Origin of the sequence: Nocardia transvalensis NBRC 15921 (genome assembly GCF_000308875.1) — a bacterium.
In the GTDB taxonomy this organism is placed as follows: Bacteria; Actinomycetota; Actinomycetes; order Mycobacteriales; family Mycobacteriaceae; genus Nocardia; species Nocardia transvalensis.
This window is the reverse complement of sequence record NZ_BAGL01000070.1, coordinates 101914-114663: the sequence shown is the minus strand read 5'-3', so window position 1 is coordinate 114663 and position 12750 is coordinate 101914. Positions and strand designations below refer to the sequence as shown.

15 protein-coding genes are annotated in these 12750 nt (G+C 66.7%); 6 read left to right on the top strand and 9 right to left on the bottom strand.

Going from position 1 to position 12750, the window contains the following annotated elements; all coding sequences use genetic code 11:
- Positions 1-13: 13 nt before the first annotated feature.
- From ON41_RS26045 to ON41_RS26035, 3 genes are read right to left on the bottom strand one after another with little or no spacing between them, the layout of a single operon-like run.
- Positions 14-430 (bottom strand): roadblock/LC7 domain-containing protein, encoded by a 417-nt coding sequence (locus tag ON41_RS26045; protein ID WP_040750414.1) that lies wholly within the window; start codon positions 428-430, stop codon positions 14-16.
- A 51-nt stretch (positions 431-481) separates the two neighbouring features.
- Positions 482-1294: a hypothetical protein gene (locus ON41_RS26040; protein ID WP_040750413.1), complete on the bottom strand. Its 813-nt coding sequence runs from the start codon at positions 1292-1294 to the stop codon at positions 482-484.
- Complete coding sequence (locus tag ON41_RS26035; protein WP_218003557.1) at positions 1291-1608, bottom strand: hypothetical protein; 318 nt, start codon at positions 1606-1608, stop codon at positions 1291-1293. Before ON41_RS26035 ends, ON41_RS26040 begins: the two co-directional genes overlap by 4 nt.
- An 856-nt stretch (positions 1609-2464) precedes the next feature.
- Between ON41_RS26035 and ON41_RS26030 the strand changes: the two genes are divergently transcribed.
- The 3 genes from ON41_RS26030 (at position 2465) to ON41_RS26020 (ending at position 4301) form a co-directional block, all read left to right on the top strand.
- A complete protein-coding gene (locus ON41_RS26030) occupies positions 2465-3469 on the top strand; it encodes a hypothetical protein (protein WP_157185624.1) in 1005 nt (334 codons plus the stop codon).
- Complete coding sequence (locus ON41_RS26025) at positions 3453-3890, top strand: hypothetical protein (protein WP_040750410.1); 438 nt, start codon at positions 3453-3455, stop codon at positions 3888-3890. The genes ON41_RS26030 and ON41_RS26025 overlap by 17 nt, the downstream gene beginning before the upstream one ends.
- 81 nt (positions 3891-3971) lie before the next feature.
- Positions 3972-4301 carry a hypothetical protein gene (locus ON41_RS26020; RefSeq protein ID WP_040750409.1) on the top strand — a complete coding sequence of 110 codons (330 nt, stop codon included), beginning with the start codon at positions 3972-3974 and terminating at the stop codon, positions 4299-4301.
- Here the strand turns inward: ON41_RS26020 and ON41_RS26015 are convergent.
- On the bottom strand, positions 4291-4578 hold the full coding sequence (locus ON41_RS26015) for a hotdog domain-containing protein (protein ID WP_157185623.1): 288 nt from the start codon (positions 4576-4578) through the stop codon (positions 4291-4293). The genes ON41_RS26020 and ON41_RS26015 overlap by 11 nt on opposite strands.
- Here ON41_RS26015 and ychF point away from each other — a divergent pair.
- A complete protein-coding gene (gene ychF, locus ON41_RS26010) occupies positions 4568-5647 on the top strand; it encodes a redox-regulated ATPase YchF (RefSeq protein WP_040750408.1) in 1080 nt (359 codons plus the stop codon). The two genes, ON41_RS26015 and ychF, sit on opposite strands and share 11 nt — an antisense overlap.
- Before the next feature lie 758 nt (positions 5648-6405).
- Here ychF and ON41_RS26005 read toward each other — a convergent pair.
- The 4 genes from ON41_RS26005 to ON41_RS25990 form a co-directional block, all read right to left on the bottom strand.
- Positions 6406-7857 carry an amidase gene (locus tag ON41_RS26005; RefSeq protein ID WP_040750407.1) on the bottom strand — a complete coding sequence of 484 codons (1452 nt, stop codon included), beginning with the start codon at positions 7855-7857 and terminating at the stop codon, positions 6406-6408.
- A gap of 416 nt (positions 7858-8273) precedes the next feature.
- The gene (locus tag ON41_RS26000) at positions 8274-8516 is read right to left on the bottom strand and encodes a DUF2283 domain-containing protein (protein WP_040750406.1); all 243 of its coding nucleotides are present in this window, start codon (positions 8514-8516) and stop codon (positions 8274-8276) included.
- A gap of 45 nt (positions 8517-8561) precedes the next feature.
- Positions 8562-8888, bottom strand: a complete 327-nt coding sequence (locus ON41_RS25995; protein ID WP_040750405.1) for a DUF4258 domain-containing protein — start codon at positions 8886-8888, stop codon at positions 8562-8564.
- 25 nt (positions 8889-8913) lie between these two features.
- Complete coding sequence (locus tag ON41_RS25990) at positions 8914-9264, bottom strand: hypothetical protein (RefSeq protein ID WP_040750404.1); 351 nt, start codon at positions 9262-9264, stop codon at positions 8914-8916.
- 275 nt (positions 9265-9539) lie between these two features.
- On the opposite strand from ON41_RS25990, the gene ON41_RS25985 reads away from it, so the two are divergent.
- The gene (locus tag ON41_RS25985; protein ID WP_085995808.1) at positions 9540-10904 is read left to right on the top strand and encodes a DUF1254 domain-containing protein; all 1365 of its coding nucleotides are present in this window, start codon (positions 9540-9542) and stop codon (positions 10902-10904) included.
- On the opposite strand, the gene ON41_RS25980 is transcribed toward ON41_RS25985, so the two are convergent.
- Positions 10905-11249, bottom strand: a complete 345-nt coding sequence (locus ON41_RS25980) for a YrdB family protein (RefSeq protein ID WP_051162486.1) — start codon at positions 11247-11249, stop codon at positions 10905-10907.
- A gap of 122 nt (positions 11250-11371) precedes the next feature.
- Here ON41_RS25980 and ON41_RS25975 point away from each other — a divergent pair, with 122 nt between their 5' ends.
- Positions 11372-12694: a pentapeptide repeat-containing protein gene (locus ON41_RS25975; RefSeq protein ID WP_051162484.1), complete on the top strand. Its 1323-nt coding sequence runs from the start codon at positions 11372-11374 to the stop codon at positions 12692-12694.
- Positions 12695-12750 lie beyond the last annotated feature (56 nt).

The following is a 12750-nucleotide window of genomic DNA, read 5'->3' as shown; positions in this document are numbered from 1 at the left end:
TTCCGATGCCTCGTCATCTCTGAGGTCTTGTCTTCGTCGCTTCGAGCATGTCGGCGATCGCGGTGGCGGCCGGCCGCGATTCCAGGTGCAGCCGACCGACATTCACCTCGGGGTCCGCCAGCACCGTGAGCGAGGTCCAGCCGGCCGCGTAGATCACCACGTAACCGCTGCTCCCGTGCACCACGACCTCGCGGAACCCACCGCCGTGCGCGGTCGTGACCAGCCGATAGGACAGGGCGAGCTGGGAGGCCGCGAGGGCGGCCATCCCGGTGGGCTCGATAGTCGCGGGCAGTGCGTGCACGAGGAGTAACCCGTCGCCGGAGGCCACGAGCGCCCCGGTCAGTCCCGGGACCCGATCGCACAGCCCCTCCAGTTCGGCCAGTACGGCCGCATTCGTCTCGGGCCCGGAAATCCCGGCCGCGGTTGTCATCCCCACCTTGGTCAACCTTCCAATCATGTGCCGAGCGGCCTTTCCGCGCGGTCACGCGAGCTCCTCCAGGGCCGCCCGCAGCCGGATGAGCACGTCCCTGTCGACCGGCTCCCAACGGTCCTGGACGGGGACCTGCGTCATCGACGGCACCCGGCGGCGCAGCGGCGTCGTAGGTGCTTGTGCCGGTGCGTGATTCGGCGGATGGTCCGGCGCCGCCTCGTCGTCCGCCGGTCCGGGCAGCAGGACGGGCGGTTCGACCAGCCCGGCCGCCGTCAGATCGCGCACCGCCATGAGGCAGGCGAAGGTGGTCCGGCCGAGGTCGCGCGCGATCACGGTGATGGTGCGGCGGGTGTCCGCGGCGGAGAGCATCTCGACCTGCGAGGCCGTGAGGACCACGCGTCGCCTGCGGACGCGCCGGACCGGGATGATCGGATAGCGGTCGACCCACCCGGCCGGCCAGAGCCCGGTCTCCGGATCGCCGCGCCGCTCGATCTCGTGGACGAGCGCACCCGGTGTGATCTGGCAGATCCGGGCGAGCCAATGCGGGGGCATAGGGCGGAATTTCGCGACCGTGGGGGCCGCCAGCAGGAAGTAGGCGGCGTCGAAGACCGACAGCAGCGCCAGGACCTCGAGGCGTGGCGAGCCGAGAACGGCTGCGGGGTCCCCGGATTCGGCCCGCCGCCAGTCGTCGGCGGTCGCCGCCCCCGCCGCGAGTGCGAGCTGATCCAGCCCGGTCGCGCGGTGACAGGACGCGGCCGCCACGACGCCCTCCACGAGGTGGAACGAGCCGTCGCCCACGCGTAGCACACCGGTCCGCTTCTCCTTCTCGAGTTGCCGCAGGACCCCCGCGAGTTCAACGTTCATGGCTGTCGTCCACCCAGGTCGGCCAGAATTCCTCGGAGCCGGAATCGTGCCATCGCCAGATTCCCGGTGTCCTCGTCGAACAGCACATGGACGAAGAGCCGGCCCTCGAAGTCGCCGCTCACCAGGTTCAGCAGGTGGTAACCGCGCGGTCCGCAGACGATGATCTCGGTGACGTCGTCAGCGTCGCCGGTCACCAGCGCCGGGCAGGCGAGTACGGCGCGGACCGCGTCCGTGGTCGCCGCGGCGTTCTCGTGCTCGTCCAGCAGATCGTGCCGTCCGGCCGCGGCGATCGCGAGACCACTCACGCCGTCCACCAGTGTCACACCTCGCGCACCGGGAATCTCGATGATTCGTTCCAAGCAGCCGTCAATACCGATCACCGTGCCACCGCTTGTCATATTTGGATTCAGGCATCCAGACGCTACACAGCGCTACCCGTGCGTGTACAGATGAATGCGGAAAATTCTCGGCAACGGGGGAATATTCGAGGCGTCCGGTATAAATAGACCTGGAAGTATTTTATACTTCGCGGTATTCGAACGAGTTTGCGCTCCTGGTTCGGTAAATTCGCCGACGACTGACGCCGCGTATTCGTAGCGGTCGGTTTTCTAGCGGCCGATTCTCTGGGCAGTGGTTCCGTTGATCGTGTGGATGGGGTTGCCCGTGATCGAAATCGACCGAACAGTCCGGGGAATCGCGTGAGTAAACCAGACTTGACCTGGGTGAAGACCAAACTTCGTTCCGGTTTGCTGATTGCGAGCCCGCTAGCAGGGACGACGATGCCGGCGTCGGCGATCCGCCCGGGACGGCCCGGTTAATTTGGCGGATTCGGTTGCTCTAAAACTGTCGCCCTGACAGGATATCCGGCATGCGCCGACCGAGTCCGATGGCCGTCGCAGTCAGGGCGAATCCGATCGCCGATCGACTATCCGAGGGACCCTCTCGTGCGATCTCCCCGTGCTCCCCGCTGGCTACTACCCGGCTCTGGTTGCTATCCGGCAAATTGCTGATTCGGTGACCAGAGGTTAATTCTCCATTCGTGGACCGACCCGGGCAGATCCGGCGAGTCGATATTCGCCGCACCTTCCATTCCGGCTGCCCGGGATCATTTGTGCACACCTCAGTGAGATCAGATGTTCTGTCTATTTCTCCATTCGCGGAGTTCGAACCATGACGACCGGTCCTTCCGCTGGCTCGGCACGGCTGCCGGCGCTCGGCCGACAAGCAGCGCAGCAGGTGGCGCGGGAACTGTCGAAGGCGTCCGCGGCGATGCGAACGGGAGATCTGCACGTCTCCGGCGACCCGGGCGGCCGGCTGCGAGTCGTGCGCGGGCGGGTTCTCGCGGTCAGCACTGCGGGGGCGCCCGGCGTCGGCGTGCTGCTGGCGCGTCCGGGGCGCAAGAAGCCCGGCGAGGCGGAACGGCGTGCGCTCGAGGCGATGGCGACGCTGGACGGCGCGTTCGCGATCGCCGCGGGCTGGATAGACGGCAGCTTCTGGACGGCCGGGATCGAGATGGATCCGGCCGATCTCGACGACACCGGCCCGTCCGACGGCTTCGCCGGTGTCGAGGCGGACCGGCTGACCGCCGAAACCGAGCGCAGGCTGCGCGCACTCGCCAACAGCCGGGTGTCGCCGCATCGACATCGCCTGGCGCGCACCGGCCATGGCGACGCGCTGCTGCACGACTGCCCGGCCGGTGCGCGGCGGGAGATCCTGCTGCAGGTCGACGGGCAGCACCGCTGCCGTGACATCGCGTTCGCGGTGGGACGCGGGCTGTATCCGGTCACCGTCGAGGTCTCCCGGTTGCTGGCCGAGCGGGCCCTGGTGGTGCCCGGTCCGAACGGCGTCGCGTTCGCCATCCCCGAACCGGGCGCCTCGGCCGGCGTACCCGCCCCGGGTGCCTCGGCCGTCGTGCCTGCCTCGGGTGCCACGGCCGTCGTGCCTGCCTCGGGTGCCTCGGTCGTCGTGCCTGCCTCGGGTGTCCCCGCCGTCGTACCTGCCCCGGTTCCCCTTCGCCGGGGCACGCTGCCGCGGCGGCGCCGCAACGCCAGCGGCATCAACGAGCTGTATCCGCCTCGCGCACAGGAATTTCCGGCCTCCGCGCGCGGTGCACGTCAACCGGAAAACCGCCGGATAGGCGGACGGCAGAAAGGATGCGATGAACACACCGAGTAACAAGGGGCCCGGCAATCTGACCGACCGGATCGGCATCTTGGTGAAGATGCTGCGGTCGGAGGTACCGGACTGCATAGCGTCCGGGGCGATCGACATGACGACCGGAATGCTGCTCGCGGTGCAGACCGTGGACAACCATCCGGCGGAGGTCCTGGACCTGCTGGCGGCGGCGACCCTGGAGCTGTTCCAGGGCCGCAACGTGGTGATGATCGAGGAGATCTGGAAGGAGCGCCGCGGCGTCCGCACCGACGCGCACTATTTCCAGGAGATTCTCGTCAACAGCGAGAATCTGGCCCACCTCTTCGTCCGGCTCGACGGCCGCGACGATGTCGTGGTGGTCGTGGTCTGCCGCAAATCGGTGAATGTGGGCATGCTGATGGCCCAGGCCCGGCGAGTCGTGCGAGAAGTCGGACGAGTGTGAGGAAGCGGGCGTGAGTGCGGGCAGCCGGGGTCGGCTCGCACCTGCGTTCGGCAGGATCGACGAGTACGGAGAATCGCGAACATGGGTCGCCCGCGAGCGATCGGATATCTGCGCCGGGACGTATCGCGTATCAGGCAGCGCTGGGATGAGGAGCAGATACGAAGTCTCGCAGCACTATTCGGATACGACCTGGCGAAAACCGTGACCTTCGGCCCGCATACGGACCGCCCTGTCGCGCGACTGTGCGTGGTGGTGGTCGAATCCGCGGCGGTCGCGGTGTTCACTCCCAGCGTCGTCCACTTCGACGGCGGTGTGGTGCCCGGCGAGCTGATCCGGGTGGCCGACGTCGTGACGGTCGACGACCACGACACCTACGCGAGTTCGGACCACCGGGCCGCGCTCAACCGCTGAGGCCGCCCGTTCCGGCGATGATCGACTTCGTGATCCGACTCGTCGCGATCACGGTCGAGGGGGAGTCGTCGAGTGTCGCGGTCGCGGTCACGAAGGCCAGGGTGCGCCCGCGCCTGGTCAGTTCGCCGCGCACCCGCACCCACGACTCGCCGGGCGCGGCGCGCACGAACTGCGTGGCGGTCGCGTGCGTCACGGCGTGCTCGCCCGCCGCCAGGTCGCGGACCGGGAACCGCACGCCGTGGCCTGCCGCGTAGACTCCTGTTCTCGTGAGTCTCACCCTCGGTATCGTCGGCCTGCCCAACGTCGGAAAATCGACGCTGTTCAACGCCCTGACCAAGAACGACGTGCTGGCGGCGAACTACCCGTTCGCCACCATCGAGCCGAACGTCGGGGTGGTGCCGCTGCCCGATCCGAGGCTGGACAAGCTCGCCGAAATCTTCTCCTCCGAGCGCATCGTCCCCGCCACCGTGTCGTTCGTCGATATCGCGGGCATCGTGAAGGGCGCCTCCGAGGGCGCGGGCCTGGGCAACAAGTTCCTCGCCAACATCCGCGAGGCCGACGCCATCTGCCAGGTCGTGCGCGTCTTCGCCGACGACGACGTGGTCCACGTCGACGGCCGCGTCGACCCCCTCGCCGATATCGAGATCATCGAGACCGAGCTGATCCTCGCCGACCTCCAGACGCTGGAGAAGGCCGTTCCGCGCCTGGAGAAGGAAGCCAAGATCAAGAAGGACCGCAAGCCCTTCTTCGAGGCGGCCAAGGCGGCCCAGGACGTCCTGAACGAGGGCAACACCCTGTTCTCCGTCCGCGACAAGCTCGACACGGACCTCCTGAAGGAGCTGTCCCTCCTCACCATCAAGCCGTTCCTCTACGTCTTCAACGCCGACGAGTCGATCCTCACCGACGAGGCCCGCATAGCCGAACTGAAAGCCGGTGTGGCCCCGGCGGATTCGGTCTTCCTGGACGCCAAGGTGGAGGCCGAACTCCTCGAGTTGGACGACGAGTCCGCCCTCGAACTCCTGGAATCCATCGGCCAGACCGAACCCGGCCTCCACGCCCTCGCCCGAGCCGGCTTCCACACCCTCGGCCTCCAGACCTACCTCACCGCCGGCCCCAAGGAATCCCGAGCCTGGACCATCCACCAGGGCGACACGGCCCCCAAGGCCGCCGGCGTAATCCACACCGACTTCGAACGCGGCTTCATCAAGGCCGAGGTGGTCGCCTACAACGACCTCATCGAGGCAGGCTCGATGGCCGCCGCCAAGGCAGCGGGGAAGGTGCGGATGGAGGGGAAGGATTACGTGATGAGTGATGGGGATGTGGTGGAGTTCAGGTTCAACGTGTAGCGGCCTTTGCGACAAGTGGAGCAGCGCGTATAGCTGCTGGTAGCGACTCTGCGAGCCCCGTTCGGATTCCGGATGGGGCTCAGTCGTCCTGTCTGCGCCTCGACAGGTAGGGCGAGCGGCACCTCCTGGTGAAGAGCTATTGAGGGCGCGAGACATGTTCTCTCACAAGAAATGTCGGTTGGCGGTGGGAGTCGGTCTTTGCGTGTGCTTGCCTCGCGTGCTCGACTTATCTACTGTCTACGTACGTAGATAGTAGTTGAAGGTTGGGGCCGCCCGGTGTGGTTCCGGTCGGCTTCCCTCGTCGTCTCGATGAGGGTGGAAAGGATATGCAGCATGGCGAAATCCGAAATTTGGTCGCGGCGGATGGCGGTGCGTACGGCTACGGCGGTCGCGGTGGCGGCTGGTACGGCGGTTGTCTTTGCGGGGCCGGCGTCCGCGGAGGCTGCGCCTGCCGCGGAGCCTGCTTCCGTGACGGTGGAGCAGGTGCACGGCAGGGGGCATGGGCACGGGAAGGGCAACCGTGGCCACGGCTGGGACCGCGGCCCAGGGCGGGATCGTGGTCCGGGGTGGGACCGGGGTCCCGGCTGGGATCGCGGCCCCGGCTGGAACGGTGGGCCTGGCTGGAACGGTTTCCGGCTGCCCGGGACCGGCAGCGCCTTCTGATCTCGGGTCCCGCCGAGCGAGGATGCTGGTGGTCAGCGCCCATGCCTGCCGCCGCGACGCCCGCTTTGTGTGGGGTGGATACCCCGTGTTGCGGGTTACTCCGGTGCCCGGAATCCGCCGAGCTGCTGCTCGAGTAGTTCCGCCAGCCGCAGCGGGGTGCGGTCCTCGAACATCGGACCGATGAGCTGGACCCCCACCGGCAGTCCCTCGGGGGAGCGGCCGGCGGGGATGGCGGTGGCGGGCAGGCCGGGCATGGTCGCCAGACCGGCCCAGACGAGCTGGTCGAAGTACGGGTATGCGGTGCCGTCGATGTCGATCCGGCGTTCCAGCAGGTTGGGGTCGTGGTCGTGCGGGAAGGCGGGAGTCGGCGTGATCGGGCACACCACGGCATCGAACTCGGTGAAGAACTGACGCCAGCCGTGGCGGTGGAGTTCGCGACGGTTGGTCGTCTCGATCCAGTCGCGGTGGCTGAACACCATGCCGCGCAGTCGCGCCGCGTCGAGACTCCGGTCGTCCGCGTTCAATGCGGCGGCGTGGGTTCGCAGCTGCTCGTACTCGTCGACGGGAAAACGCGCGACGGAGCCCGAGAACAGCAATTGCATGTAGAGCAGCCCGGATTCGGCCAGATCGGGCAGTAGCGCACTGTGTCGTTCGACGTGAGCCCCACCGGCGATCAGCGCGTCGGCCACCCTGTTCACGCCCGCCCGCACCGCGGAGCCGGTCGGGATGAGCGGGTGCTCGTCGAGGATCAGGACACGGAAGTCGGCGAGTCGCTCATGGCGCGCGGGCGGCAGCGTCACGGTGTATGCCACGCCGTGCGTCAGAGGGTCCGGTCCGGCCATCACGTCGAGCAGGAGCGTGAGATCGCGGGCGGTGCGTGCCATCGGCCCGACGACTGCGAGGTCGAGATCGGTCGGCAGTGCCTGCGCGTCCGGTGCGACCATCCCGCGAGTCGCCGCCAGTCCGACTGTCGGCTTGTGTGCGTAGATTCCGCAGAAATGCGCGGGCGTGCGCAGCGAACCGGCCAGGTCGGAGCCGAGGGACAGCGCACCGAATCCGCACGCCAGCGCCGCCGCCGAGCCGCCGGAGGAACCGCCCGACGTGCGCTCGTGATCCCACGGGTTGTTGGTGGTGCCGTAGATATCGTTGAAGCTCTGGATATCCTGCAGCCCCAGCGGCACATTCGTCTTCCCGAGCACCACCGCGCCGGCCGCCTTCAGCCGCGCCACTTGTACCGCATCCTCGTCCGGTACATAATTCGCGTGTTGCGGCATGCCCCAGGTCGTGGGCAGCCCGGTCATGTCATAGCACTCCTTGACCGTCACCGGAATTCCGAGCAGCGGCCGCTCTTCGCCGCGAGCGCGCGCCTTGTCGGCCTCGCGCGCGGCGGCCCGCGCCCGGTCGAAGTCCGGTACACAGATCGCGTTGATCGCCTTGTCGTCCCGCTCGATACGAGCGATCGCCTCCTCGGTGAGTTCCACCGAGCTCACCTCACCGGCCCGCAACGCCACCAATAGTTCTTCCGCCGACCGAAGATTCGATTCCATGAATGCGACGGTATCGGCGTGCCGGAGGAGCCATAAAATACCAATTCACACAACGGGAAAGTCGAACAGACCGCCGAAATCACGCCCTCGCTCGGTCTTCGTAGACGGTCCGCCCTGGTCAGAGCGTCGCAGTGAGTTAACTCCATCAGCGCAGGGCATGAAAAGCCGCGTCGCACAATGGGATGGATATCTCAGTACTGTCCATACTTCTTCAAGCCGATTTCATCGGCTCCAATGAGTTACCGGCTGGGCTTCCAGTTCTGCCACCGCGAAATCCACCAGCATGTGCCGTGATCCAATGCGCAGCGACGTGTGCTCATGGGGCAGAACGGAGATCGGGCCTTCCCGATGGCAAGCTGCACGGGGGCCTGTTGGCACTCGGTCGTGTTCTGTAGGGCTTTCGACTGCTCGGGCGGTTACTCTTGCACGCCCGGGCTCGCGTTGTAGACGATGGGAAGGCCGCGCGGGATCTGGTGGTCGGCGTCGAGGAGTTCGACCTCCACCAGTTCGCCGCTCGGTGCGAAACGGAGGACGGCGATGACCTCGCCGTTCTCGTCTTCGACCGGGCGGCTCACCGCGATGCCTCCAGGGTCGACCGGGGCAAATTTCAGTGATGCCGCGTTGACTTGCCGATCGAGTTCGATTCTGGGGTAGGTCATCGCTGTCCTCTCGGGCTCGACATTCGCGTCGTCGACGTCATACCACTAGTTACGCCAGACGGTGACGACATAACCGTTGCCGTTGGCGACGACGCTGAGTCCGCCGCGACCGGTCGTGTATTTCCACGTCTTGTTGCCTTTTTGCCATTTTGCGCTGTGGCACGTGTTCAGGACCACCTGTTCGACGTAATCGGACGTGATGTTCTCGGCCGCCATTTCCTGTCTGGCGTGCCAGCTGTAACCGGTGACGACGCACGGAGCGCCGGCCGCGTCGTCGACCTGATCGATCACACCGGGCGCGGCCGGCGCCGCGTGGGCGACGACGCCGATACCCCCGGTGAACAGCGCCACCGCGGCGGCGACCGTCAGCACCGCGCGACCCGCCGCCGTTCGAGTTTCAGGCATGGTAGGCGAAGAGGTAGACGTCGGCGATCGATCCCGGATGAGTCCAGGAGAAGTTTCTGGTGGTGTCCTTGGGGCACGCGGCGGCGCTGTATTCGGTTGTCTGACCTTCGAATACGGCCTTGACCTTGACGCACTGGCCGTCGGACCGCGTATCGGTGACATGCCCGCTCACCGTGATCGCCCCGTTCTTGCAGTGCAGTTCCCAATGCGCTTTCCCCGCACCGATCGACGGGTTGTAGACACCGCCGCAGGTCCCTTCGGGCTGCCCCGGATCGGCCTGTGCGGACGTCGCCCCGATGGCGGCGAAACCGACACCGAGGAAAAGCGCTGCCGCGGAAACCATTACTCGCATATTCTTTATCGATCTCATGCTGCGAGAATATGTCGTTTCCGATGGCCGCGGTTGAAACATCTTGCCCCCTATATTGTGGTAATTGCGGTCGCGGATCAGTTTCGGCACCCCAGTTGGGTGGGCAGTAATTCGATGGGCAGATATTCGCGGCCAAGACAGGGCCCCGGGTGCTGGCGATTTCACCCTCTGGAGGTGAGTCGCGGTCTGGATCGGCTGTCTACGGTTGCAGCGTCGATCGCCTGTGGTGTTCCGAGGAAGGGCTGCTGATGTCCGGTTCGGTTTTCGACGACCCGAAGATGACGACCGCCTACGCCGACACGGTGGGGAGGGTCGCGTATCTGTGGGGCTGGCCGCTGGTGAATATGCACAACCGGCGCACCGTCATGGCTCAGCTGCCCGGTCCCGGGCTGTTGGCGGGGATCGTGCCCGCGGGTCCGCCGGGAACGATCGGCATGTTGCGGGACTACATCCGGCCGGAGGAGCGCGTGGTGGCGTGCCCGAATCAGGACGTCGCCTACGGCTTCGGGGTCATGGACGCGACATTGGGGCCGTCGGTGGTGCAGGTGCCCGATTTCGGCGACCGGTTCTGGGTGTACCAGGTCGTGGATCAGCGCACCGATTCGTTCGTGCGCCTGGGCAAGATGTACGGCACCGCACCGGGTTTCTACCTGCTGGCACCCGAATCGTGGGACGGGACCGTGCCCGCGGGCATCACCGACGTCTTCCGTTATGACACCCGGATCGCGGTGGTGATCCCGCGGGTGTTCCTCGACGACACCCCCGAGGACCGGGCCGCGATCGCGCCGCTGGTCGACCGGATCAGCGTGTATCCGCTGTCGGAGTTCGACGGCGTCGCCAAGGTGGTCGATTGGTCGGCGGCTCCGTCGTTCGGCGGCGGGGACGCCACCAGCGGTGCGGGCGAAACCCAGTGGGTGAAACCGGAAACCTTCTTCGCGACTCTGGGCGAGGTGCTCGACGAGGTGCCCCCGCTGCCGGGTGAGGACGCTCTGTACACGTGGTTCCGCTCGATTCTGGCTGCGGCAGAACGCGATCCCGCTATCGCCGACGCGTTGAATCAGACCGCGGTCGACACCGATCGGGTGGTGGCCGAGCTGTTCGAATTCCGCAATATCGGGTTCCCGGTCGCGCACAACTGGACCACGCAACGCAACGGCGCCGACTTCGGAACCGACTATCTGTCGCGGACCGCGATCGGCAAGTCGAACATCTTCGTCAACACCCCGAACGAGACCGTGTACTACTATCTCGACCTCGACGCCGCCGGCGACCGGCTACACGGATCTACCACCTACACAGTGCATTTCACCGCAGATCAGATTCCACCGGTGCAGGGGTTCTGGTCGCTGACGGTCTACAACAAACACCACTTCTTCCACCCCAACGACCTCGACCGGTTCTCGCTCGGCACCAAGAACAAGAACCTCGTCTACGGCGACGACGGCTCACTGACCCTCACCGCCGGCGGTCCCGCGCCCACCGATCCGAAGGAACTCGGCAACTGGCTCCCGGCGCCGGGGGAGGAGTTCACCCTCTACCTGCGTGCTTACTGGCCGGACCAAGCCATCCTCGAGGGAATCTGGGAGCCACCGGCGGTCACGCCACGACCGTGATCACGGGGTCAAGTGCCCGAGCCGGATCGCCAGCAGGTTCGTGACCAGGACGGCGACGAAGACAACCGCGGCCGCCCGGTAGTTCACGGCCCATAGCCCGGCCGCCGCGCCGCCGAAAACCACGACCTTGGTGACGACCGCGAGCAGGGGCTGGTCGAAGGTCCCGTTCGGCGCCGCGAAGAGTCCCCACGCCGACACGGCGAGGACGGGCGCACCCACAGCCAGCAGGAGCTTGACCGGTGTCGTGTCGGCGGCCTTCCACCCCCACAGAGCCAGCGCGGCGAACGCGGCCAACTCCATCACGAATGCCAGCGTGAGGTTGGCCCACTTCCAGACTTCCTGCATATCCGTTCTCCACCGATCTGTGAGCGTTGCTCTCTAAAAAGAGCAGTGCGCACGGAAAGCTCGCCTCCGTCAACCTCAACCGGTCGGCACGCTCGAACGGCCTTGTGCGGCAGAATCGTGCGATGCGGTTGGTTCGGGGCATCGGGGCGCGCGTGCGCCGGGGAGCGGTGTCGATCACGCGGTGGTCGAGCGGCATGAAGTTGTCGTTGGCCGTCGGTCTCGCGGTGCTGGCGGGCGCCGCGATCGCCGCGGTCGCGGAGGTGGTTCTGATCCTGGTCTTCCATCCGGGGCGGGTCGGGGGTAGTCCGATCGATGTCACCAAGCTCGCGCTCACCGTGGTCGGCGGGGTCGGTGGCGTGGTTGCCCTGGTCATCGCCTACCGGCGGCAGCGGGATCTCGAGCAGGGCCGGTTCGTCGAGCGATTCGGCGCTGCGGCAGCGCAACTCGGCGACACCGACGTCGCCGTGCGGATCGCGGGAGTGTATGCGATGGCCGGCGCCGCCGACGAGGCCGGAGGATTGCGCCGCCAGCAGTGCATCGACGTTCTGTGCGGATACCTGAGACTGCCCTATGCACCCGAACTCGGGACCAACCACGTGGCGAAGGAGATCCTGAAACACCCTGCCGCCGAGCATCTTCCGGAGCGGGAACAGCATCTCGAATATCGGCAGAACGACAGCGAGGTGCGCCGAACCATCGTCCGGGTCCTTGCGGCGCATCTGCGTCCGGGTGCGGAGTATCGCTGGTCCGACAGCGACTTCGACCTCCGCGCAGCGCATCTGGAGGACGCCGACTTCCGAGGCGCCGAGTTCTCCGGTGACGCGTCCTTCCGCCGCGCGACGTTCTCGGGCGACACGTCCTTCGAGGGAACGACATTCGCGACCGCGTCGTTCGAGGGTGCGAGGTTCGCCGCCGAGGTCTCGTTCCGCGGCGCGACATTACTGTCACCGACTTCCTTCGAGAACGCGGTGTTCTCCGGTTACGCCTCCTTCGAGGGCGTGACGGCTCGCGCCGAAGCGTCGTTCCGGCGAGCCGAATTCTCCAGCGCCGCATGGTTTCAGGGCGCGACGTTCGCTCGCGGTGCCCGATTCCAGGACGCGGCCTTCTCCGGCAACGCCTCGTTCGAGGGTGCGACGTTCTCGGAGAAGGTCTCGTTCCGCAGCGCGGTATTCTCCGACAACGCCTGGTTCCAGGGCGCCGCCTTCCCCGGCGGCGCGTCGTTCCGCGACGGAACATTCTGTGCCCGCACCGCTTTCGACAGCGCCGCTTTCGCCGCCGAAACCTCTTTCGAAGGCGTAGATTTCGGCACCGCCCCCGTTTCCTTCACCACCCCGACCCGCTGGGGCCCACCCGCCCCGATCTTCGATTGGGCCGCCGACGCCACCGAAAAGCCACTCAACGTCGAACCGCCCGAATGGCCACCGACCACGGTCGGGGTCCGGTAGTCGGCCACGATGCCGCCCACCGGACACGCCCTGCCGAGGACCGAGGTAGAGCCCCG

What these genes read in the sequence shown, in the direction of transcription:
- ON41_RS26040 (WP_040750413.1), bottom strand. Translation starts at nt 1,294, where the DNA reads ATGAACGTTGAACTCGCGGGGGTCCTGCGGCAACTCGAGAAGGAGAAG.
- ON41_RS25985 (WP_085995808.1), top strand. Translation starts at nt 9,540, where the DNA reads ATGTCCGGTTCGGTTTTCGACGACCCGAAGATGACGACCGCCTACGCC.
- ON41_RS26030 (WP_157185624.1), top strand. Translation starts at nt 2,465, where the DNA reads ATGACGACCGGTCCTTCCGCTGGCTCGGCACGGCTGCCGGCGCTCGGC.
- ON41_RS26020 (WP_040750409.1), top strand. Translation starts at nt 3,972, where the DNA reads ATGGGTCGCCCGCGAGCGATCGGATATCTGCGCCGGGACGTATCGCGT.
- ON41_RS25990 (WP_040750404.1), bottom strand. Translation starts at nt 9,264, where the DNA reads ATGGTTTCCGCGGCAGCGCTTTTCCTCGGTGTCGGTTTCGCCGCCATC.
- ON41_RS25975 (WP_051162484.1), top strand. Translation starts at nt 11,372, where the DNA reads ATGCGGTTGGTTCGGGGCATCGGGGCGCGCGTGCGCCGGGGAGCGGTG.
- ON41_RS26005 (WP_040750407.1), bottom strand. Translation starts at nt 7,857, where the DNA reads ATGGAATCGAATCTTCGGTCGGCGGAAGAACTATTGGTGGCGTTGCGG.
- ON41_RS26000 (WP_040750406.1), bottom strand. Translation starts at nt 8,516, where the DNA reads ATGACCTACCCCAGAATCGAACTCGATCGGCAAGTCAACGCGGCATCA.
- ON41_RS25980 (WP_051162486.1), bottom strand. Translation starts at nt 11,249, where the DNA reads ATGCAGGAAGTCTGGAAGTGGGCCAACCTCACGCTGGCATTCGTGATG.
- ON41_RS26045 (WP_040750414.1), bottom strand. Translation starts at nt 430, where the DNA reads ATGACAACCGCGGCCGGGATTTCCGGGCCCGAGACGAATGCGGCCGTA.
- ON41_RS26025 (WP_040750410.1), top strand. Translation starts at nt 3,453, where the DNA reads ATGAACACACCGAGTAACAAGGGGCCCGGCAATCTGACCGACCGGATC.